This window comes from Fusobacterium ulcerans (genome assembly GCF_003019675.1).
Lineage (GTDB): Bacteria > Fusobacteriota > Fusobacteriia > Fusobacteriales > Fusobacteriaceae > Fusobacterium_A > Fusobacterium_A ulcerans.
Map to the genome: position 1 here is coordinate 2939533 of NZ_CP028105.1, position 23841 is coordinate 2963373.

At 29.1% G+C, this 23841-nt stretch carries 21 protein-coding genes and 2 tRNA genes; 10 read left to right on the top strand and 13 right to left on the bottom strand.

What is annotated here, in order from left to right; translation table 11 throughout:
- Positions 1–13 precede the first annotated feature (13 nt).
- From C4N20_RS13540 to tnpA, 3 genes are all read left to right on the top strand, one after another.
- Positions 14–643: a cobalamin B12-binding domain-containing protein gene (locus C4N20_RS13540; protein ID WP_005977717.1), complete on the top strand. Its 630-nt coding sequence runs from the start codon at positions 14–16 to the stop codon at positions 641–643.
- 693 nt (positions 644–1336) lie between these two features.
- Complete coding sequence (locus C4N20_RS13545; protein WP_005977714.1) at positions 1337–4933, top strand: autotransporter outer membrane beta-barrel domain-containing protein; 3597 nt, start codon at positions 1337–1339, stop codon at positions 4931–4933.
- A gap of 406 nt (positions 4934–5339) precedes the next feature.
- A complete protein-coding gene (tnpA, locus tag C4N20_RS13550) occupies positions 5340–5801 on the top strand; it encodes an IS200/IS605 family transposase (protein ID WP_005981031.1) in 462 nt (153 codons plus the stop codon).
- Positions 5802–5933: 132 nt separating this feature from the next.
- On the opposite strand, the gene C4N20_RS13555 is transcribed toward tnpA, so the two are convergent.
- The 5 genes from C4N20_RS13555 to C4N20_RS13575 form a co-directional block, all read right to left on the bottom strand.
- Positions 5934–6704 (bottom strand): MipA/OmpV family protein, encoded by a 771-nt coding sequence (locus C4N20_RS13555; RefSeq protein WP_005977705.1) that lies wholly within the window; start codon positions 6702–6704, stop codon positions 5934–5936.
- Between the two features lie 22 nt (positions 6705–6726).
- A complete protein-coding gene (locus C4N20_RS13560; protein WP_005977701.1) occupies positions 6727–8529 on the bottom strand; it encodes a bifunctional glycosyltransferase family 4 protein/polysaccharide deacetylase in 1803 nt (600 codons plus the stop codon).
- A 16-nt stretch (positions 8530–8545) separates the two neighbouring features.
- On the bottom strand, positions 8546–9661 hold the full coding sequence (locus C4N20_RS13565; protein ID WP_005977699.1) for an aminopeptidase: 1116 nt from the start codon (positions 9659–9661) through the stop codon (positions 8546–8548).
- Positions 9662–9917: 256 nt separating this feature from the next.
- Complete coding sequence (locus C4N20_RS13570; protein ID WP_005977698.1) at positions 9918–10862, bottom strand: TDT family transporter; 945 nt, start codon at positions 10860–10862, stop codon at positions 9918–9920.
- A 156-nt stretch (positions 10863–11018) separates the two neighbouring features.
- Positions 11019–11732 (bottom strand): complement resistance protein TraT, encoded by a 714-nt coding sequence (locus C4N20_RS13575; RefSeq protein ID WP_005977696.1) that lies wholly within the window; start codon positions 11730–11732, stop codon positions 11019–11021.
- A gap of 314 nt (positions 11733–12046) precedes the next feature.
- Here C4N20_RS13575 and C4N20_RS13580 point away from each other — a divergent pair, with 314 nt between their 5' ends.
- Positions 12047–13411, top strand: a complete 1365-nt coding sequence (locus C4N20_RS13580) for a GGDEF domain-containing protein (protein WP_005977693.1) — start codon at positions 12047–12049, stop codon at positions 13409–13411.
- A gap of 264 nt (positions 13412–13675) precedes the next feature.
- Here the strand turns inward: C4N20_RS13580 and C4N20_RS13585 are convergent.
- Positions 13676–13750: transfer RNA gene (locus C4N20_RS13585), tRNA-Gln, on the bottom strand.
- A gap of 5 nt (positions 13751–13755) precedes the next feature.
- Positions 13756–13832, bottom strand: a tRNA-Pro gene (locus C4N20_RS13590).
- 176 nt (positions 13833–14008) lie between these two features.
- Here C4N20_RS13590 and C4N20_RS13595 point away from each other — a divergent pair.
- The 4 genes from C4N20_RS13595 (at position 14009) to C4N20_RS13610 (ending at position 16717) form a co-directional block, all read left to right on the top strand.
- The gene (locus tag C4N20_RS13595) at positions 14009–14809 is read left to right on the top strand and encodes a Cof-type HAD-IIB family hydrolase (RefSeq protein WP_005977690.1); all 801 of its coding nucleotides are present in this window, start codon (positions 14009–14011) and stop codon (positions 14807–14809) included.
- A 53-nt stretch (positions 14810–14862) separates the two neighbouring features.
- The gene (locus tag C4N20_RS13600) at positions 14863–15573 is read left to right on the top strand and encodes an AzlC family ABC transporter permease (protein WP_005977687.1); all 711 of its coding nucleotides are present in this window, start codon (positions 14863–14865) and stop codon (positions 15571–15573) included.
- A gap of 1 nt (position 15574) precedes the next feature.
- Positions 15575–15910: a branched-chain amino acid transporter permease gene (locus C4N20_RS13605; protein WP_005977684.1), complete on the top strand. Its 336-nt coding sequence runs from the start codon at positions 15575–15577 to the stop codon at positions 15908–15910.
- 84 nt (positions 15911–15994) lie between these two features.
- Complete coding sequence (locus C4N20_RS13610; RefSeq protein WP_005977681.1) at positions 15995–16717, top strand: ATP-binding protein; 723 nt, start codon at positions 15995–15997, stop codon at positions 16715–16717.
- A gap of 129 nt (positions 16718–16846) precedes the next feature.
- On the opposite strand, the gene C4N20_RS13615 is transcribed toward C4N20_RS13610, so the two are convergent.
- Positions 16847–18211, bottom strand: a complete 1365-nt coding sequence (locus tag C4N20_RS13615) for an MATE family efflux transporter (RefSeq protein WP_005977677.1) — start codon at positions 18209–18211, stop codon at positions 16847–16849.
- A complete protein-coding gene (locus tag C4N20_RS13620) occupies positions 18208–18654 on the bottom strand; it encodes a YaiI/YqxD family protein (RefSeq protein WP_005977675.1) in 447 nt (148 codons plus the stop codon). Before C4N20_RS13620 ends, C4N20_RS13615 begins: the two co-directional genes overlap by 4 nt.
- A 140-nt stretch (positions 18655–18794) precedes the next feature.
- Between C4N20_RS13620 and C4N20_RS13625 the strand changes: the two genes are divergently transcribed.
- The gene (locus C4N20_RS13625; protein ID WP_005977672.1) at positions 18795–19454 is read left to right on the top strand and encodes a YbjQ family protein; all 660 of its coding nucleotides are present in this window, start codon (positions 18795–18797) and stop codon (positions 19452–19454) included.
- Between the two features lie 357 nt (positions 19455–19811).
- On the opposite strand, the gene C4N20_RS13630 is transcribed toward C4N20_RS13625, so the two are convergent.
- On the bottom strand, positions 19812–20093 hold the full coding sequence (locus C4N20_RS13630; protein ID WP_005977669.1) for a hypothetical protein: 282 nt from the start codon (positions 20091–20093) through the stop codon (positions 19812–19814).
- 630 nt (positions 20094–20723) lie between these two features.
- On the opposite strand from C4N20_RS13630, the gene C4N20_RS13635 reads away from it, so the two are divergent.
- Complete coding sequence (locus tag C4N20_RS13635; RefSeq protein ID WP_005977666.1) at positions 20724–21068, top strand: hypothetical protein; 345 nt, start codon at positions 20724–20726, stop codon at positions 21066–21068.
- A gap of 160 nt (positions 21069–21228) precedes the next feature.
- Here the strand turns inward: C4N20_RS13635 and C4N20_RS13640 are convergent, their stop codons facing one another.
- From C4N20_RS13640 to C4N20_RS13650, 3 genes are read right to left on the bottom strand one after another with little or no spacing between them, the layout of a single operon-like run.
- Entirely contained in the window at positions 21229–21630 is a 402-nt protein-coding gene (locus tag C4N20_RS13640) for a MaoC family dehydratase (RefSeq protein WP_005977663.1), read from the bottom strand.
- A gap of 12 nt (positions 21631–21642) precedes the next feature.
- The gene (locus C4N20_RS13645; RefSeq protein ID WP_005977660.1) at positions 21643–22491 is read right to left on the bottom strand and encodes a beta-keto acid cleavage family enzyme; all 849 of its coding nucleotides are present in this window, start codon (positions 22489–22491) and stop codon (positions 21643–21645) included.
- Positions 22492–22511: 20 nt separating this feature from the next.
- Positions 22512–23834, bottom strand: coding sequence for a GntP family permease (locus C4N20_RS13650; RefSeq protein ID WP_005977658.1), 1323 nt, complete (start codon positions 23832–23834; stop codon positions 22512–22514).
- Positions 23835–23841 lie beyond the last annotated feature (7 nt).

A 23841-nucleotide genomic window follows, 5' to 3' on the forward strand; every position in this document is an offset into this window, starting at 1 on the left:
AGAGGTGACCACAATGGAAAATATATTAGAAACAATTTCAGCAAAACTTATAAAAGGTGAAAGTATAGAAGAGCTGACACAGGAAGCTCTTGATAAAGGAATTTCTCCAAAGGATATCCTGACTAAGTCGTTGCTGGAAGGAATGACTAGAGCAGGTGAAATGTTTAAAGAAAAAACTCTTACTATGTATGATGTATTGGAATCTGCAAAGAATATGGAAAAGAGTGTAAAAATATTAAAACCTCTTCTTAGAGACGAAGATATAGTAAAAAAAGGAAAAATATTAACAGCAAGCGTACAGGGAGATTTTCATGATATAGGAAAAAATCTATGTATATTAATGCTGGAAAGTAACGGATTTCAAGTGATAGATATGGGAGTAGATGTACCACAAGAAAAAATAGAGGAGTGTATAAAAAAAGAGTCTCCTGATATATTAATGCTTTCAGCAATGATTGCTCCAACAATGGAAGTTATGAAAATGACTATTGAATATCTAAGAGAAAAGGGAGTAACTAAAGACTTAAAGATAATGGTAGGAGGAGCTCCTTTGACTGAAGAGACAGCAAAAAGTATGGGTGCTACATATTCAGCAGATGCAGTGAGTGCAGTAGAAGTCGCAGAAAAATTATTAAATGTATAAAAAAAGAAGCTTTTACTTTTATGAAAGAGACTATGTATTTTTTTATTAAAAATTATTAAATGTATAAAAAAGCTGAGTAACATTTAAAAAAATGTTTTACTCAGTTTTTTTATTATAGAAAAATCTATAGAAATTTAATTTGAAAAATCTTTTGAAGCATTCAAGTAAGAAATAAGAACTTATAAAAATTTTTTATTTATTATTTTTATAAAATATTTAAAAATAAAATATATATTTTTTTTAAGAACAATTGATTTTCATATTAAAATACAAGGGTTTAAAACTTTAATTAAAGGTTATTATTGAAATCATAAAAAAAAACAATTCATTATATAAGTATATATAATGTGAATATATGCAATATAAAAATAGAATTATGTAAAAAAAAATTAGAATTATAGAATATAAAAAATTAATGAAAAAATATAAAATATATTTTTTAGAACTAAAATTATTAAAAAAAGTTCTACTATAGTAAATTAAATTTTAATATTTATCTCTATAAGATTAAAAATTAAAATAATTGAAATTAAAATAATTACATCTTTTTATTATAAATAAAGCTGTATATGAAAAGAGATTAAATAAGGTTATATTATAAATACAAAGTAATAAATATCAAAAAATCAGCACATATATAAAAATTATAATTACTTAAAGAAAAAGAAATTAAAAGGTTGAATAGGGGGAAATATGAATGAAAAAATAAAAAGATTAATTGTAGTATTAAGCTTAATTTTTATAATTATTGTTATTAATACAATGACATTAATGGCAAGCGATAATTCTATTGATGTAGTTGGAAATGTAGATTTTACAACTAATAGTAATTTAGATATTTTCAATATAGGTGAAAACAATGTTAATAAACTTTGGGGGATTAGAAATTTAGGAGTGGGTAATGTTGAGGTAAAAAATATTAAAATTGATGTTAATAGTGGAAATAATACTATTGATACTGAAGTTAAAGGAATTTGGAATGGAAATCTTGTAGCAGGAAATTTTACTGCCCATGATATCAATTTAACTTTAAAAAATACTACTAATTTCTCTACTTGGGGAATAGAGCAAAGAATGGGAACATTTAAAGTTAATAATATTATAATGAATTTAACAGATACTGGAACAGGAGAACTTTATGGTATTTTAAATGCTAATGGGAGCAATTTTGGTGCTAAAAATATAAAAATAATAGGAAATATAGATGGAAATTTTATTGGAATTACTAATAAATGGGGGAATTCAAAACTTTCTGCTAATGATATTTTTATTGATGGAACGGGAAAATATTATATGGTAGGAATTGAAAATTTGACAGCAAATGAAATAAAAAATTTGAATAATGTTACTATTAATTTAAATAAAAAACAAAATGGTGGCTCAACTATGACTGGATTAGAAAATAGTAATAGTAATTTTAATGCTGATAATATAAATATCATTCTAAATAATTCTAATGGAACATCAAAAACTACAGGAATTAATTTAGGTGGACAACATACGGTTAGTACTATTGGTAATTTAAATTTAGATATCAAAGGCAGTGGAGTTGGAGATTATGCAGTAGGAGTAAATGGCCATACATCAGTAAATGGAAACTTAAACTTAATAATAAAAAATGAAAATAACACACAAAGTGATAAAGTAACAGGAATTACAGGAAAAACTGTAGTAAATGGAGATGTATTTTTAAAACTTGTAAGTGGAGGTCAACATGGATATGGTTTTATGCAAAGAGCAGAGTTAAAAGGTAGAAATAATCTTATTGAAGTTAGTTCTCATAAAGATGAAAGAGTAATTAATGGGTGGCTACATTTATCTACTTTCTATGATGATTCTCTATTTGCAGATGATTCTGTTACAAATATAGTTATGGATGCTAAAACAGTAGGAAATAATAAATTAGTTTATGCTATAAGTAATTATGGAAAAGTTGAATTAGGAAAAAATGCTGTTTTAAATATTAATATTGATGGACAAAATTCTAGTATTGCGAACACTGGAACTACAAAATACCAAGGAGGAATTTTTGCTATTTTATCTAATTCAGGTGTAAGTGATCTTAAAGAAGGTTCTCAAACTAATATAATAGTTAAAGGAGCTGAAGTTAATAATAATGGATATTTAGGTACAGTTGGTATAGGTGGAAGTATTAATGCAGTTGGAGATATTAATGTAAATATATTAAGCAAAAATGGAATTGGACTTAGAGTTGCAGCAAGAAATGAAAAACAAATTTATACTGGAAATACTATTGTTAATAGTAACAATGGTTATGCTCTTGGTTTGGTAGATCTTTTTGAAGGAAAATCAGCTGAAATAAGAATTAATCCTGCTGATGGAAAAAAAGTCCAGTTAGCAGGGGACTTAAAACATTTCACTACTGATGATACTCTTTTGTCTCTTATTGATGTTAATTTTAAAACAGCTGATTCTTTTTTGACTGGAGCTAGTTTAGGTGTTAATAGTATAAATAATAGGAAGACAAAACTTAATTTTGAAAATAATTCTTATTGGAATGTAACATCTGATAGTATTGTAAGTGATTTATCACTTAATAAAGGAATAATTAACATGTCACATAAAAATGATAGACAGAAAATAGATATAGAAAATATATTAGGTAACAGTGGAACTTTCATAATGGATATTTCAACTAATGATATTAATCAGCAAGGTGGTGAAACAGATTTTTTAAGTATTAAAAATGCTGATTACTCCCAAAAACATTTTATAAAAATTGGAAGCAGCTCTATAAATGCATTGAATAATTATGATTTTGATAACAAAAATTCTGATAATGCAATTTGGATATCTGATACAAATACAAATGTTATTTTTGAAGGAGAAGAATTTGAAAGTATAGGAAATATATATAATTATGCTCTAGAACTTGATAAAAATCTAAGGACTGATACAAATAATTCAAGTAATGGAGACAATTGGTATATTACAGGTCTAAAGAAGAAAGAAAATGAAGTTACAGAAACCATTGAAGATGATATGACACTTTACTATATGAATGCAGCTATGGCAAGAATAGAAATGGATACTCTTCATAAACGTTTAGGTGATATTCGTAACTATGATACTGAAGAGGGAGTATGGGCAAGAGTTCTTTCTGGACAAATGGAATACGATAAGTCAGGTTATTTAAAAAACAACTATACTATGGTTCAAGCTGGATACGATAAGAGCAAAGCTTCTGAAAATGGAATATGGTTTACTGGATTTGGCATTCATCACAGAAAAGGAAAAATAGATTTTAGAAATGGTGATGGAGAAAATAGAAGTCTTGGTTTATCTCTATATAAATCATGGGCAGGATATAATGGGCAATATTTTGATATTATAGGAAAATATAGTCATATAGACAATGAGTATAAAAGTTTTAATAAAATAAATGAGAAAATGGAAGCTGATTATAATACTTGGAGTGGAAGTTTAAGTATTGAATATGGAAAGAAAAAATGGAGTGATAATAAAAAATGGTATATTCAGCCTAATACACAATTAAACTATACTTATGTAAATGGACAAAATTATAAAACAAGTTCTGGAGTAAGAGCAGAACAAAAAAATATTAATAGTCTAATAGGAAAAGCTGGAATTTATGCAGGCCATGAATTTGAAAAAAGTAATCACTTTATAAAAGTTGCTATTCTTCATGAATTTATGGGAGATTATGGAGTTGATATAAAAGGAAAGGATGCTGAATTAAGAAAAAGAGCTGATGGCAAAGATAGTTGGTTTGAAATTGGAATAGGTGGAGATTTCAAGGTTGGAAAAACTGATTCTATGAATGTATATTATGAAATTGAAAGAACATATGGAAGCGATTTTGAAACTAATTGGCAGGCAAGCATAGGTATAAGATATAGATTTAATAAATTAAGTGATCTGCTTCCTGCTTCAAGCCCAAAACCAGTTGAAAATCCTGTTATTAAATATACAATGACTGGAAAAAATCATTTTTCATTTGATGAATCATCTTTAACAGAAGATGGAAAAAAAGTAATAAGAAAAATATCTGAAGAAATAGATAAAAATAGTAAAAGAGGAATATTAACAATAGAAGGCCATACAGATTCTATTGGAACAACAGAATATAATCAAAAGCTTTCAGAAAAAAGAGCAGAATCTGTAGAAAAAGAATTTAAAGAAAATTTAAAAACAGAAATAAAATATGAAACAAAAGGATATGGAAAAAGCAGACCAGTAGCAGATAATAAGATAGCAGAGGGTAGAGCTAAAAATAGAAGAGTTGACATTAAATTTAATGAAAATTAAAAAAGTAGTTTTTGTAATTATAAACAAATAAACAAGCAAACATATTTTCTAAAAATTAAATTTATAGAATATAAATATTTTTAAAAAGAAAAAATAATTATAAAAATATGTACAGAAGGAAAGGGGTTAGAAACTAGAGTGGAAAGATTATTTATAGATACTGAAAAAGGATATTTAATGACACATAAATAAACATAATTGTTATTTAAGAAGATGAAAATTTTGAAAAAAGGAAGAGGAAAACAAAAAAGCTGCCAATTAGCAGCTTTTTTTTAATTGTATAAAAAAACCACTTGCTAAGCGAGTGGTACAAAAAAGCCGGAAGGCTATGCTTAGAAAATAAAAGCTCCTTTGATATAATTAATTAGGTTTGCCGGCCGATTAACTAATCAAAGGAGGTCATAAAATGTATGACAATAATAGTCTATCACATACAACATGGAATTGTAAATATCATATCATATTCGCACCAAAATATAGAAGGCAGGTAATATATGGAAAAATCAAAGGAGATATAGGGCAGATATTAAGAAAACTCTGCGAATTTAAAGGAGTAGAAATAATAGAGGCTAATGCCTGTAAAGACCATATACATATGTTGGTAAGTATACCTCCGAAAATAAGCATATCAAGTTTTATGGGATATTTGAAAGGGAAAAGTTCATTGATGATATTTGATAAACATGCAAATTTAAAATATAAATATGGGAATAGACATTTTTGGTGTAGAGGATATTATGTTGATACAGTAGGAAGAAATAAAGAAAGGATCGCAAAATATATAAGAGAACAGTTGCAAGAAGATATAGCGAATGATCAATTGACATTGAAAGAGTATATAGATCCTTTCGGAGAAAAAACAAACTAAAGCACACCAGCTACTTAAGTAGCTGAATGAAGAATTACGCGGTTGGCAAACCATTCAGTAAGGCTTAAGCCTAAGCTAGTACCATACCCTTATAGGGTGGAGCAAACCACCACTTGAAGTGGTGGTTTGTGATTAAAATGAGTATTTCACTCCAGCTCCAACCATGATAAGTTTGTTGCTGTCAATGATAGGTGAATCTCCAATATCTGAAGAGAATCTATCAGCAGACAAGAAAGCTAAAAGCGTAATCTTGTCATTTAGATAATATTCAGCAGCTAAGCTAAGCCCAAGAGAATAAGCTGTATCTGGTGAATAAGTATCAGTAATCTTATCTTTTACCTCGTTGCTATCTATTCCGAAGTAATAATCAACATAATTAGATGAATAAATAGTTGCTCCGAAAGATGGAATTAAAGTAAAGTTGTCAGTAACTCTATAAGGTTTAATTATACGAGTAGTTCCTTTAATACCTCTTTCACCACCAGAAAATGCAACTACAGCAGTCATATCATAAAAATTTAAATTATATGATAACAACATTCCAACTGCTACTTGTGGTTTTCTGTCATCAATAGATCTGTATCCACGATCCAGCTTACTTCCTTTTATAGGAAAACCATCAAAAGGATTTACAAATAATGACAGAGTAAAATCGTCTTCACTATACATATCATATCCCATAGTTACTCCAGCTATATAGAAATCATCATATCTGACATCAAAAACAGGAATAGGATAAGTAAGAGAATCTCCTTTAAAAAAGTGGTTGGTAACACCTACAGCACCACCAATTTGAAACTTATTTTTATTCTGTACCAAAGCTTTAACTTGAAGCTCACTTTGAGCTAAGCTTAGAGACGAACATAAAATAAAAGTCGACAGTAATGTAATCATTTTCTTCATTAAAAAAACCTCCCCAGTAAAATTACGACTTAGATGATTTTTGTTCTCTTCTAAGTTTAATAAAATTATAATTTCCGTGTACCTTTCTCTTGAAACTAAGCATATTGTTTGTTGGGAATATACCAATTCTTCTAATTTGAAATAAATCTTCCGAAAAAGATAAATCTCCTGAATCAGTTGCTACAGCAAAAGAATAACCAGTTTCTTTAACAAACTCTTTTACTTCTTCATTAAGATCGCCGTAAGGATAAGCAAAACATACAAGTTTTTCTCCCAGTTTTCCTTCTAAAAATTCAGTAGATTTAGTTATTTCTTCTTTTGCCTGCTCAAAGGGCATATGAGCAAGTTTTTGGTGAGTCATAGTATGCCCGCCAAATTCTATTCCATACTCCTGCATTTCCTTTATCATATCCCATGTCATAAGCGGGAACTCTTTTTCAGGATTTTCAGGAACTTCAACATCCCATTTATTGTAATTCAAGTGCGATACTAAATATATAATACAATTAAATTGATATTTTTTCAAGATGGGAAATGCAATTTTATAATTATCTTCATAACCATCATCAAAAGTAAGTATTATATATTTTTTACCATTATTAAATCTATTTCTATAATTCAGCTTTAAAAGCTCTTTAAAAGTTATAGGCTCATAATTCTTTTCTTTAAGATATTTCATATGCTCATCAAATTTTTTAGCAGTGATATAAGTTCCATGAACACCGCCTTCACTTTCATCATTAACTACTCTGTGGTACATTATCACAGGAATATCATATTTTCTTTTAAGTACATATGATCTGGCATATATCTTTTCGATTTTATCTGTAATTATATTAAGATCAAATTCATTTTCTACATTCTTTCTTAATTCAATCAATTCTTTTTCATTAAGATTAAAAGCAGAATGAATATCTTTTTTTATTTGGTCCCAGTTAAAGTTTTCAGAATTATTAAATTCTATATCACCGAAATTTGAAGCAAGGGCTTCAGTCAGATTTTTTTCATCAATAAGTCCAATATATTTTGCTTCTCCAATAGCGATAACTGGTTTACCAGAAAGAATTCCTTCAACAGCAACTCTTCCAGCTCCAATGACAATATCAGATTCTTTTATTTTTTCAGGAACATCATTTACATATCCTATAAACTTTATATTTTCATTATTAAAGAATTTTTGGAATTTTTCAGGGATATCTTTTCCGCCAATTAATCTTATTTCCAGATTATCAATATCAGAAAGTATTTCCAATAATTTGTAAGCTACTTCTCCCTTTGGACCAGAAAGCCTTCCAATTATAGAAAGAATTTTTTTTCCTTCATCTTTTTTTTGAGGAATAAAAGGATAGTCCTCAGTGTTGATAGGATTTCTTAATACTACAGCTTTTTGTGGAGAAACTCCAAGTTCATTAATTAAATGAGTCTCAATATTTTCACATACAGGAATAGTCAAATCTCCAAATGCTTTAAATATTTTTCTGCTCAAATGTACTGGCTGTCTTCCATGTGTAGATGTAATAAGAGGTATTCCAGCAATTTTACATGCTATTTCCGAACTCCATGAAGAAGCTCTCGAGTGAGCATGAACTACATGTATATCATTTTCTTTTATTATTTTTAAAAGAGTCTTAACTTGATTTATACGTTCTCCAAGTCCTCTTTTATTAAATTCTAATTTTATGTATTTAGCTTTACTTTCTTTTGTAAGAGTATCTGAAACTATAATTACATTGTTTCCTCTTCTGATAAGCTCATCACTAAGAGTAACACCGTAAACCTCTGCTCCAGTTACTTCTAGTTGAGAAAGTGCCATAAGAATATTCATTATCCCTCCTAGCAGATTATTTTAAGTTTTCTGGGTTTAATACTTTTAACTCATCAATAACGAAGATACCATCCTTTCTGATAAGTACATCATCAAACCAGATTTCTCCTCCACCCCATTCTTCTCTCTGAATTAAAACAAGATCCCAGTGAATACTTGATTTATTACCATTATCAGCAGCCTTGTATGCCTGTCCCGGTGTGAAATGAATACTACCAGCTATTTTTTCATCAAAAAGAGTATCCTTCATAGGTTTTAAAACATATGGATTTACTCCAATAGCAAACTCTCCAATATATCTTGCACCTTCATCAGTATCTAAAATCTGATTGATCTTTTCATTATCGTTGCTTGTAGCTTTTATGATTTTACCATCTTTAAATTCAAAAGTTACATTTTCAAATGTAAATCCTTGGTAATTAGATGGAGTGTTATATGAAATAACTCCATTTACACTGTCTTTGATAGGAGCAGTATATACTTCACCATCAGGAATATTTCTAAGTCCATAACATTTTACATTTGGAATATTTTTGATAGAAAAAGATATATCAGTACCATTTCCTTTTATTCTTACTTTATCAGTCTTATTTAAGAGTACTGATAAAGATTCCATTGCTCTTTCCATTTTAGAATAATCAAGACAGCAAACATCAAAATAAAAATCTTCAAATGCTTCAAGTGATGTGCTGGCAAGCTGAGCCATAGAATTATTTGGATATCTAAGCACTACCCATTTAGTATTATTAACTCTTTCTTTTAAATGAACAGGATTAGTAAAATACTCTGAATAAATTTTCATTTTGTCAGCAGCGACATCTGATAATTCAGTAGAGTTATCAGTTCCTCTGATAGCAATATAAGCGTCCATATCTTTCATTCTTTCAAGTTCATATTTAGCCATCATTTCTATTTGCTCTTTGCTGCATCCTTTTAATAATTCTCTTAGTATAGTTTGATCTTTATTTGTTACAAATGGATATCCTCCAGCTGCATATGTTTCTTTTATTAAAGCTTTCACTAGATTTTTAGAAGCCTCTCCAAAAGATTCTATTAAAACTTTTTCGCCCTTCTGTACTCTGCAAGAATGGCTGATAAGATTTTTTGCTAATTTTTCAATTCTTTGATCCACAATATTCACCTCATAAGTATTTTTGAAATCTTTTTTAAATTATACTATATATATTTAAAGAATACAATATTCACTCTTTCTAAATAATGAAAAAAATATGAAATTCATCACATAATATCATAAAAATAAAAAAAGAGTGATATCAGAGCTTGCAACACTTCAAATGCTGCATCTCAGTAAGTACAGCACTAACTGCTTAATTACTGAAAATTTGCTCTAGCTTTTAATCACTCATTTTCAAAGAAACTATATAAAATTATACTGCATAAATTATAAACTTTTTAACATAATGAATCATTTTAATAAATACAGCAGCAATAATTATAAAGGCAGAAAAAGATAAAAATAATCCAATATTATGCCATAAAATATAATTTTTACTGTTTAAAGAGTAAAGATAATTTGAATATTTTAATACAGCAGTTGCTCCTATTGCCAGTGGAAATGTAAATGAAGCATATGTTGGATTAAATGCTATTCTTAATATTCTGAAAAAAGATACATATACAAGGATAGTCATAAATACAGCAAGGGGTAAAAGTATATATATTATAATTTCAGAAGGATTGCTAAATACTGTAAGATATCCTGCAAGGCATAAACTAGGTGGAGCTGCCATGATTGCAAAAGTTGGAAGTCTTCCTTCATCTATAGGTTCAATAAAAATTATTCTGTACATCATTATTGGAAGCATCACCAGATATAGAATGAAGCCTATATAGAAAATAGTATGAGTAAGTCCGGGAAAATTCATACTGGCACCAGAGACACAAGCTACAACTATTCCAACTGGAGGAATAAACCAGCTGGGAATAACATGATTTAAATCAAAATCTTTTGCTCTGTGGTAAAAAAAGATAAAACAGAATATGACATGGACTGCTATTGCAATTAACCATAAGATTCTTCCAAGAGTTAAATAATAATTAGCAATAAATCCTGCCAAAACCATTAAAGTCATATCCAAGGTAGGAATAAAACTTCCTAGTGTAGGGTGGCTTAATTCTTTTTTTAATTGATCAAAGTGAAGACAGTCTTTAATAAAGATTACAATAACAAGAAAAAACGATATAAGATCTCCTACATAAACCGGGATATCTCCAAGAAACGTGCCAAATGCACCAGATATACCTGATATTCCCAATGCAAGACCTGTAAGAGCTACCGGCATATCTCTGAATTTATGAATCACTTTTTTCATTATAACCTCCATAAAAAATTTCGTTATTTTCAATTTATATTATCATAAAATTTCAATAAAATAAAATTATAAAAAATTATATTTTGATAAGTTAAATTTATAAAATAAAATATGGAGATATTAAAAAAGGGAGATGCAATTATCTCCCTTTAGTTTTTAAAATATATTGCTTATAGTTTTTATAAGCTCATTTTTTAATTGAGGTTCAGCCTCTGGTAATTCAAGATTCATTTTATTAGCAGTACTTACAACTCTAGTTTGATACTTATTCATATTTCCATCATCTTCAGTAGCATATATATTTCTTCCCTGAGTACCTTGTGTAGTTGCATTTACAGAAAGTTTATTAACTTTAGTATTTGATTTTTCACTAACTAGGATATCTGTTATCATAGTATAGTAGCTGTCTTCAACAAGAGCATCTGAAAGAACTCCGATAGCTCCTCCGACTAATCCCCATCCTACAGCAGTATTAACTGATCCAGTATTATATCCTCCAATAGCAGCACCTATTCCAGCACCAGCTATACCACTCAAAGCAGCTTGAGATTCTTTTAAATCCATTTTGCCTAGTTGCAGGATATTAACTTGAAGCCAGTAATTAGCATTTTTAGGAGCAGAAACTATTTTATACCCTTTTGCAATTAAAGTATTTTTAATTTCGCTTTCCATATCCAAGTTACTTGTTGAAGTATTTTTTACCTGTACAAAAACTGTTTTGTCCATTATGTTTTCTGGACTTAACCATATAGTTTCAGAAAGTTTAGTCTCTGTGGCTAAATTTCTTTTTTTAATGGCTGTTTCCAAAGAACTGCACCCTGACAAAAGTAATAACATAAGAGTCATTACAAGTAGAAAATATTTTTTCATTATTTTTCCTCCCTAAAATAAAAATGTCATATAATAAATATTATCATAAAATAATTTCTAAGTAAACTGAAAATATTTAGGTTTTTAAATTTAAAAGAGATTATTACAATAATGAGAAAATAATTTCAGCAGGAAGAAATACATTGTTTAAAAAGTATATATTATTCCTCTTTCAAATATATTCTTTATTTCGAATTTTTTACCATATTTTCATTGATTTATAGTGGATAAAATGGTATCATGATTTAAAGGTAGAGATAATTAGAAATGTTATATACAATAGACAATAAAGTTAAATTGTTAGGGAGAGGTATATGGAAGAATTGTTAAATGAGTTAAATGAAGTAGTTTATGTTGTAGATTTAGAAAACTATGAACTGCTTTATTTAAATAAATATGGATTGAAACTATTTGGTTATGAAAAATTTGATGAAATAAAAGGAATTACTTGTTATGAGGTTTTTTATAAAACAAATTCTCCATGTTCATTTTGTAATGCCAGTCGTCTTACAAATAAAGAGTATCATGAGTGGGAATGTAAAAATATTTTGTTAAATAAATACTTTATTATTAAAGAAAAACTAATAAAATGGAATGGAAAAAATGCTCATATGGCAGTGGCTATGGATATTACTAAAAAAGAAGAAGAAAAAATAACTTTGGAACAGACACTGGAAAACGAAAGAATAGTATTAAACTGTATAAAGATGATGCATTCCTCAGTTAACATAGATGTTTCTATTACTAATACTCTTGAAGTAATGGGAGAATATTTGAATGGTCAACGTACATATATTTTTGAATTAGCTGGAGACACCATTCTTAATAATACATATGAATGGTGCGCTGAGGGAGTAGAAGCAAAAAAAGAAACGCTACAAGATCTATCTATTGAATATGTAATCAGATGGAAATGGATAAGTATTTTTAATAAAGGGTTGCCTATAATAATAGAAAATTTAGAAGATATTAAGGAAGTTAATGAAAATGAATATATGATTCTTCATTCTCAAAATATACATTCTTTAGTAGTCATACCTATAATGGAAAATGGAGTTTTTCATGGATTTTTTGGAGTAGATAATCCTCCTGTTAAGAGAATACAAAATATAATTGATATTTTAAATATTTTATCATATTTCTTTTTAGAGATGCTTCAGCGTAAAAAAATGATAGCAACAATGGAAAAACTTAGTTATTATGATACACTTACTGGAGCTTTGAACAGAAATGCTTATATCAGGGATCTTGAAAGAACATTACATAAAATTAAAAAACTGGGAGTAGTATTTGTAGATGTAAATGGGTTAAAAAGTGTAAATGACCATTTTGGACATACAGCTGGAGATGAACTTATTGTAAGTACTTTTAATGAAATAAAAGATGTGTTTCATGATGCTTTGAAATATAGAACTGGTGGAGATGAGTTTATAATATTTTGTAGGAATGAAACTGAAGAAGTATTTATGGGAAAAATTTCTCAATTGAAGGAAAACTTAAAAAGTTCAAATGGTGGGATGGCAGCAGTAGGAGCTAACTGGACATTTAATGCTAAAGATATAAATCAGTCAATAAAGATAGCTGAAATTAACATGTATAAAGATAAGAAAAAGTTTTATAATTACCAAGAAGAAAATGAAAAAAATATAATTATTAAAAAGCATTATTTTCAAAATTAGATAAAAAGCAATAAGCTGCTTCTAAAATTTCCAATAGAAATATTTTAGATTATAACCTAAAAATTAAAAGTGATATGCTTCTTTTATAATAGAGAGATGAAATAAAAATTTGCCTATTATAAAAGGGGCATTTTTTTTATAGAAAAATTTTAATATTTATTAAAATAGAAATTAAAAAGAGAGAAAAAAGCAAGGAAGTTTTAAAAAAATTTGAAAAATAAAAAACCTCTTAAATTTTCATCTAAGAGGCAATTATTATTAATGTGGCTGGGCTGGCTGGATTCGAACCAGCGCATGACGGAGTCAAAGTCCGTTGCCTTACCGCTTGGCGACAGCCCAATGAATGGTCGGAATAGCAAGATTCGAACTTGCGGCCCTCTGCTCCCAAGGCAGATGCGCTACCGGACTGCGCTATATTCCGACTTTCGTTGACAAAGATTATAATATCATAAAATACACTTTATGTCAATAAAATTCTTAGTAAAATTTCAAAAAATAATAGAACAAAAATTTGATATTTTCTCTTGTTTTTTTTTCGAAAAATGGTATAATTAGAAAGGCTTATACTAAAAAAATAGGAAATAGCAGGAGGAAAGAATGAAATATAAGGCCATTGTGTGTGATTTAGATGGAACATTACTGAACTCTGAACATACAATATCTAAATATACAAGAGATGTAATAAAAGATGTAACCAGTTCAGGGGTAAAATTTTTTATTGCTACAGGAAGACATCATATGGATGCTTTGAAATTTAAAGAAATGCTTGGACTTGATTCTTATTTGATAAGTTCAAACGGGGCCAGAATACATAATGAAAATAATGATATTATATTTAAAGGAGATATTCCTAAAGAATTGAGCAATGAGATATTTGACTTAAATATAAATGAAGAGATCCATAAAAGTATATATAAAGGAGACTTTTGGTATTCTGAAAAACCATTGGATGAGGCTCATGAATATCATAAAGAATCAGGTTTTACTTATAATGTAAGAAAATTTTCTGAATTAAAGAATAGTGAAGTGATAAAGTTTTTTTATATTAATGAAAATGAAAAGCTAATAAGAAATCTTGAAAATGAAATAAAAGAAAAATTTGGAGATAGAATAAATCTTACTCTTTCTCTTCCGATATGTTTAGAGATAATGAATAAAGGAATTTCTAAAGGAAGTGCAATAACAGATATACTTCTTCCAAAATTTGGAATAGAAACTGAAGAAGTTATATCATTTGGTGATGGATTAAATGATTATGAGATGCTTGATGTAGTGGGTGAAGGGCTTCTTATGGGAAATTGTAATCCAAGATTGAAAGAACTTCTTCCTAATAATAAGGTAATTGGAAGAAATGATGAAAATGGAGTGGCCGAATATTTAAAGAAAGTTTTTCTATAGTAATTAACAAAAGGGTAAACAACAGTAATATAATTTAAAAAGTGAGGGAGAATATGAAGAAAGCATTAAAAGCGGCATTCAAAGCAACAATGCCGGTTTTTTTCGGGTACATTTTTGTAGGAATGGCCTTTGGATTACTATGTCAAAGAAATGGATATAATTTTATCTGGGCGTTATTTATAGGGATTGGGGTATATTCTGGGTCTATGCAGTTTGTGCTTTTAAATCTTTTAACAGGTGGAGCAGGGATAGCAGAAGCAGTTATCACCACTTTAATAGTAAATGCAAGATATGCACTTTATGGAATATCATTTACAGATCTCTTTAAGAAAATGAAAAAAGTCAGACCATATATGATACATACCCTTACAGACGAAGTTTATGCAATTATGTGTTCAGTAAAAGTTCCATTGGGAGTGAATAGAAAGCAGCTCTTTTTAGCCATAGCAGGATTGAGTCATTTTTATTGGGTGCTGGGTGGAGTATTGGGAGCAATACTTGGATCTGCTGTACATTTCAACAGTAAAGGAATAGACTTTGCAATGACTGCTTTGTTTATAGTTATATTTGTAGATCAATTCCTTACTTTTCCAACTAGGACTCCTAGTATATTAGGTGTATTAAGCGGACTTGTTTGTTTGATATTTTTAGGATCAAAAAATATGCTGATTCCTTCTATAATGATCATAATTGTTTTCTTAATAGTTTTTAAATCAAGATTAGAAAAAAAGATAGAAATGGCAAAGAAAAGGGGCGTGAGATAATATGAGACCAGGATTTTTATATTCAGTTTCTATAATAGCAGCAGTAGGAGCTACTTCATATTTTCTGAGAGCTTTTCCCTTTCTTGTATTGAATAAAAAAAATAAAGCAGTAGAAAAGTATATGATGTATTTAGGAAAAGTTTTGCCCCCAGCAGTAATTGGAATACTTATTATATTCTGTTTAAAAGATACCAGTATACTTAAAGCTCCTCATGGAATACCTGAAATACTTGCAGTAGCAGTTGTTGTACTGCTTCATGTATGGAGAAGAAATAGTTTGATAAGTATTTTAGGAGGAACAGCCTTCTATATGTATCTTGTCCAGAAAATATTTTAAGTGTAGCATATGTTACCGAATTTATTTTCTCCATATAGTAATATAAGTGTATAAAGATGTAATAAATGGAGAGGTGACATATAAATGATAAGAAAAATAATAAAAATTGATGAAGAAAAATGTAATGGTTGTGGAATATGTGTTTCAGCTTGTCATGAAGGGGCAATTGGAATGGTAAATGGAAAAGCTAAATTGATGAGAGATGACTATTGTGATGGTTTGGGAGATTGTCTTCCAGGTTGTCCAGTAAATGCAATCAGTTTTGAAGAAAGAGAAGCAGCTGAATATGATGAAGCAGCAGTAAAAGCTAATATGGCAGCTAAAAAAAATGGAGCAGCTCCATCTGTTCATTTTGGATGTCCGGGAATGCAGTCTAAAACTATTGAGAGAAAAACTGAAAAACATGAATCAAATGAAATCAAAGAAGCTGGAGAAATGGAATCTCAACTAAACCAATGGCCTGTACAGATAAAGCTTGTTCCAGTAAATGCACCATATTTTAATAATGCCAACTTATTGATAGCAGCAGATTGTACAGCATATTCTTATGGAGATTTTCATAATAAATTTATGAGAAACAAGATAACTCTTATAGGATGTCCTAAACTAGATGAGGGAGATTATGCAGATAAGTTGACTGCAATTCTTGAAAATAATGATATAAAATCTCTTACTGTAGTACGTATGCAGGTGCCATGTTGTGGTGGAATAGTAAATGCAGTGAAGAAAGCATTGCTTCAAAGCGGCAAATTAATTCCTTGGAACATTGTAACAATATCTACAAATGGAGAAATAATAGAAGATTAATAAATAAAAGATAAGCAAATAAGGAATTAATACCAAAAATTAGAATAATATAAAAAAATAATATAAAAAGAGGTTGAATCATATGAGAAATATCATTCTCTGTATCAGCCTCTTTTTTAATATTTTTTATTAACTATAACGTTTTTGTTTTTCAGCTCTTCTAGTAAGGAGCTTAATCTCTTTCCACATAACATAAGCTGCTCCTATACAACAGATAGTATCTGCCACAGGAAAACTTAATAATACTCCATCAGCTCCCCAGAAAACAGGAAGAATATAAGTAAGAGGAATAGACAAGACAGCTAATCTCAATATAATAAATCTTGTAGTTATCATACCTTTTCCTACAGCCTGAAAATAGTTTGTGCAAGAAAGGTAGATTGCAGTACTTATCATCAAGCCAAGATGTATATATGTTCCCCTTATAGTGTAATCTGTAAGTTCAGGGTCATTTTTTACAAAGAAATTAACAACAGTGTGGGCATTTACAATTACTGCAAATAAAAGGAAGAGTGAAATTATAGCAGTCAGAGTTATTGAAGAATAGAATATCTTCTTTACCCTTTCATAATTCTTAGCTCCCCAGTTATATGACAGAAGAGGCTGCCTTCCTTGATTCAATCCCATATATCCAGTATTTATACAAGTTCTCAGGAGTGAAAGTATTCCCATTCCAGCTAGTGCGATATCTCCCCCATATTTTGCAAGCTGTATATTTAACACATAGACATAAGCTCCATTTAGAAACTGATTAAGAAATCCTGAATTTCCTATATAGAAAACTTTTTTCATAAGTTCATGATCATATCTAATATATTTTATTTTCAAAGTAAGAATATCACTTTTTAGAAAATGATATATAAGGATAACTCCGGGAACAACATTGGCAACAGCAGTAGCTATGGCAGCTCCTTTCATTCCCATACCATATCTCATAATAAGAATATAGTCCAAAATTATATTAACTATAGCACTGGCAAGGTTGATAACCATAGATTCCATAGGTCTTCCTTCTAACCTCACAAATGAACAGTAAGTGATATAAATCAGTTGGAAAATAGTAACTGGAAACAGATATTTATTATATTCAACAGCGTAGCCAAAACTATTTTCTGTAGCTCCCATAAAAGAAACTATTTCTTCAAGAAAAAGCATTCCAAATATAGTATATACAGCTCCAATAGCAATTAATGCAAAGAAGCATGTACCAAGAACTTTTCTTGCGTCCTCTATTTTCTCTTCTCCCATTTTTATACCAGCAAGGGCACATCCTCCTATACTAAAAAGGACTCCAGTGGCACTTAAAACAAGTAGTATTGGAAAGGTAACAGCAAGAGCTGAGATTCCATTCCTTCCTACAGCCTGACCTATATAGTATCTGTCTGTAACATTATATATTATTCCTATAAGTATAGCAAAAGTTGCAGGTATAGAAAAACGAATGAGCAGAGATAATATATTTCCATCTCTGAATTCTTTTTCCTGATGCGTCATCTGATCCCCTCCGATTTTTTCAAAAGACTTATGAGACTTTTTTCAAAGTTTTCATCATCGCTTTTTTCTCTTTTTTTAGGACCTTTTGTCCTTCCCCCATTGTTTCTTATTTTCTTTGATATGTGTCTGGTAAAAAGCAGTTGATCAATGTTAAATTGATTGTAGATTAAACCATTTTGATTGAGAGCAGCAGCTTTCTTGGCAAGTATCATTGAGGCCAGTCCAAAATCTTGAGTGACTACTATATCATTTGCCTCTGTACTCCTTAAAAGAACAAAATCCACTGAATCATTTCCTTGAGAAACGTAGATGGTTTCAGCTCCAGCTTTATCTATTTTATGAGCTTCATCACAAAATATAACAGTTTTTATACCAAATTTTTTACCTGTTTCTATAGTTAAATCTACTACAGGACAGGCATCTGCATCTATTAAAATTTTCATTATTTTACTCCTTTGATTGTGTATCAGTCTATATAATATATCATATTTTTCATAATTTTTCTTAGTATTTTTAATTCTTTTTCTTAATAAATTTATGCTATAATAAAGCAAGTGACATTAAATTTTTGCAGGGAGAGAAAATGCTTATAACGACAACAGAAAACTTAATAGGCTATGACATAGAAGAATATATAGGTTATATATCTGAAACTGTAACTTTTGGAATAAATGATTTTAAAGAATTTTTTTTAATTGCAGATTCTATTGGGGGAGAATCAAGTATATATCGGGAAACTTTAGAAAAAGCAAAAGAGATATTAAATAATAGATTAGAAGAAAAAGCAAAATCCTTAGGTGCTAATGCTATAATAGGACTTAGAGTTACTTATTCAGAAATGGCAGGAAGAGGTAAAAGTATGCTTCTTCTTTCTGGAACAGGAACAGCTGTTGCAGTTGAAATAAAAGAAGAATTTATAGAAAAAATGGAAAAAAGAAAAAAACAAATAGAGGAAATAAAAGAAAAAGGAAAAGAATATAAAAAACTTCAAGAAAAAGTCCTTATTAGTAGAGCTTTGTATAAAAAAACTTTTTTTCAATTAAATGTTGAATACTATAATGAAGCATCAGAAGATAAGAAAAGAGAAATTATAGAGGTATTAAATACAAAAGAAGAGGTTATTAGCAAAAGAGAAGAGTATAAAAATAAAGATACCCTTATGCTTATGTTATTAAAAGATGGTAAAGACATTTTTGCAGAAATAGAATTATATAACAGATCCAATAAAACTCTCTATAAATAAAAGTTTATATTAAATTTAAAAAATAAATTTTTAGAAAATTTTACTTTAATATAAGATTTTGATTATTGGTGAATTTTGGAATGAGATGGATAAACAAAATTGGAATGAACTAAGTAAATATTTTTCAGAAGGAGCAGAGATAAATAGTTTCAGATTAAAGTCTATTTTTAGAGTTTTATATATAATAAAAGGAGAATTCAAACTAATGAATTTCTCCTTTTATTATTTTATTAAGATAATTTAAAAATTTTAAATAATATAAAGCAAATAAAAAAGCACTAAGTAAATACAGTGATTTAAGTTTTACTTTTTATTATTGTTTTGAAGTAAAAACCATACGGCTACTAGCTTTCTATACTATAAAGAGAACTCTAAAGTAGTTTTATCTGATGAATGATCATATGTAACAGTATATTTTATATTACAAAGTTCTTCATCATACATTAGGAAAATTTTATCTGCTACTTTATGTTCTGGGATAAGCTGAGGATTAATAACTGTAAATAGTAAATCTTCATTTAATATTTTATATTCATTTTTATTATTTTTTTCAACTTGTAACCCAGCTTTTTTAATATAATTATTTATATTTATACTAGAATAGCCATCATCCATAACAAAACAAGAATATTGCTTCAATAATAATACACCTCCTTTTTATATTTATGTAAAAGTATATTGAGTATACTATTTATAGTGTAGCACAAAAATCAAAAAATCAAAAGAAAGATTATTTTTTATTTAATAAAAAACAAATAATAATGTATTTTTTAAAAAATATTATTTTAATTTTAAAAAACAGAAAAAATATTAAGAAAAATTTCATAGTATCAACTCAATAAATGGAACTATAAAAAAGACAGTAAGATGCTAAGAAAGGACAAATTTATATAAAATAAAAAATCTTTAAGTGTTGTTTTGTTAAAAAATTGCAACTCAATCAATAAATGATATAATAATATTAAAATAATATAGCAACATTAGGAGGGGTATTTTCTATGAAGAAAATAATTGTTGAATTTTGGAATGAAATGGATAAGTAGAAGTGGGGTGAATTAAATAAGTATCTTTAGAAGAAGAAGCGATTTCATTTCATGCAGTTTCATTTTTTGTTTTTGAAAATGGAAAAATAAAAAAATTAGATGAATATTGGGGAGAGTATGGAAAAGTTTCTCGATGGAGAAAAGAAATAAAAATAGGAAGAAAAATAAAATCATAATTTTAAGAAGAATAAATAATTAAGTAAATGAAAATTAAAGGAGGAAAAATGTGAATAAAGATATTCAAAATTATATTATGAAATATACTGATGAGATACAACAACTTTTTTGTGAATTAAGAATACTTATTATTCAAAGTGTTTCCTGTGATATTGAAGAAAAACTATGGGCAAAAATTCCCAGTTATTATGATGGAGATAGATTTATTCGACTAATCCCATTCAAAGATCATATAAATATTGAAGCAGCAGCCATCATAGAGAATAAAGATAAGTTGAAAGAATTTAAAATAACTCCTAAAGGTATGTTACAGATTTATTGTAACCAAACTATACCAGAGAGGGTTTTAAAAATAATATTCAAAGACACACTTTCTGAAGTACCAGATAAATAAAGAGGAGAAAAGAATTAAAGAGGAGAAAAGAATTATGGAGATAAAAAATAAGAATTCTAAATAGGGAAAAAATATAATAGAGAGTCAGCATTCTTATAAGAAATAAACAGCCTCAACTCATTAAATTTAGAGCTTTGGCTGTTTAAAAATAAATTATATGTTATTTCATTACCTTTGCTTCTCCTGTTAAAACGACTTTTCCATCTTGATTAGTACATATTGTTGAAAGAATTATTTTCCTTTGCTCCTCTATAATATCAATGATTTCACACACAGCAGTGATAGTATCTCCTAGATAAACCGGCTGCTTGAATTTCAAAGTTTGTTCCAGATAAATTGTTCCCTCTCCTGGAAGTCTGGTTCCCAGTATAGCAGATATCAATCCAGCTGTAAGCATTCCATGAGCTATTCTTTTTTTAAATCTTGAAGTTTCAGCATATGTTTTATTTAGATGTATTGGATTACAATCTAAACTGATGCCAGAATACAAAATAATATCTGTTTCTGTAATTGTTTTACTAATGCTTTCTTTCATTCCTATTTTTAAGTTTTCAAATTCCATAACAGTCACTCCTTAAAAAACTTTTCTAGTGAGACCATATATCTGACGAGCTTCATCTGGAGTAGCAGCTTCCAGTCCATTCATCTCCAACAATTCTTTAGCTCTTTTTACAAACTGAGCATTTGATTCAGCCAGTACACCCTTCTGCCACATAACATTGTCTTCCATACCTACACGAATATGTCCTCCCATTGCTATTGTAGTCATTAAGATAGGCATGTGACCTGATCCGATTCCACATGCAGCCCATGTTGATCCTGCTGGAATTAAACTTTTAAGAAATACAAGATTTTCAACTGTATTTGTCATTCCCCCTGGACATCCTAAAACTATCTGGAAATGACAAGGAGCTTTTAATATTCCTTTTTTCATGTAGTAGATTGCATTATATATCATACCAGCATCAAAAATTTCTATTTCTGGTTTTATATTACTTTCAATTAAAGCAGTTCCCAGTTTCTCTAAAAAACGAGGATGGTTTTCAAAAATTGTACGATGTTGCCAGTTAAGAGTTCCAGCATCATATGATGCCATCTCTGGAAGTAATTTTTGAAGAGGGTATATTCTCTCCTCATCTCCAAATCCTACACTCCCTGAACTTGTTATATTAATACAGATATCACAATCTTTATAGGCTCTTATTCTTTCAATAGTCTCTTTATATTTTTCAAAATCAGTTGATGGAGTTCCATCATCATTTCTTACATGAATATGAGCTATTGCAGCTCCAGCTTTCCAGCATTCATATACATCTTTTGCTATCTCTTCAGGGGTAATAGATAGATTAGGATTTTGTTCTCTTGTAGGCCATGATCCTGTTATTGCTGCTGTTATTACTCTTTTATTTTTTAAATCTGACATAAATTATTCCTCCTTAATATTTATAAAAACATTACTATTATTATTGTAGAAACTACTGTTACGATAAGTGGAATCATAATGCTGCAAACAAATACATGTTTATAGGCAGTTTTATGATTCAATCCCAGTACTGCAAACATAAGAAACAATCCAGGTGAGTGTGGAAGTGTATCTAATGCTGAAGCTGAAATAGATGACAGCCTATGTAAAACAGGAAGATTTACTGGGACTGCAAGGAAAGTTTTTCCCAATGAATCATACATAATTTTTAAACCACCAGATGAAGATCCTGTAACTGCACAAACTACCATTGTTGCAACGATTGCCTGAACATAAGGATTTAATTGAAGTCCCAGCACCCAGCTCACTATATATTTAAAAGCTATTGAGTTAGATACAACTGTACCAAATCCTACAACTCCTGCCAGTCCTCCTATACTCGCTATTCCTCCTTCCAGACCTGTTGTAAAAATATTCTTCATATTTTTATCTTTAAATCTTGAAATATTTAAAACATATGTAAGAAATGCTCCTACAAGCATTCCTAATACTGCCAGCATAGTTGAGTTTGCTACAAATCTACTTCCTAAAATAATTATAAGTACAAGAGATACAAGGGGAGTGAAAGATACACCCACTGAAGGAAGCTGATTTCTATCTTTTATTTCATAAAGCAGAGGATCTATATTTTCAGGATAAGTCCACTCTTCCCCTTTTTTTCTTGCCAGTCTTTCTGCATATCCCATGTATAAAATCGCCATTGTAAACATTGCTATTGAAGCCAGAATTCCAAATACAGGAGCAGCAGTCAGTGTTGTTCCCAGATATTGAGTTGGAATAACATTTGTTAAAGCTGTAGTTCCCGGAAGAGAAGTCATTGTATATGTTGCAGACCCTGTTATCAAACATGCCATTGTCAAATGTCTTGGAAAATTAGCTTCTTTGAATAGCAAAAACATAATAGGAGCTACAGCATAAACCACAACAAACAGGCTTACACCACCATATGTCAATACACTTATAATCAAAGTAGAAACTAAAAGCACTCTTTTCTTTCCAAACCAATCAATAAACTGATATCCTATGGAAGTTGCACAGCCTGAAATATCCATTAGTTTTGCATATAGTGCAGAACTACAGAACAGTAAGAAATAACTGAAATAAGCACTTGTATATCCATTCATATAGTACTGAGAGAATCCAGTCCAGATAGAAATTCTGCTTGTCAATATAACAACCAGTGAAGCAAGCAGTGTTAATGGCAGAGCTCCAAGTCCCCGATATGCTCCTATTACTAAAACTATAACTGCTAATATTAAACCTATTACAGATAATGTATCCATCTTTCCT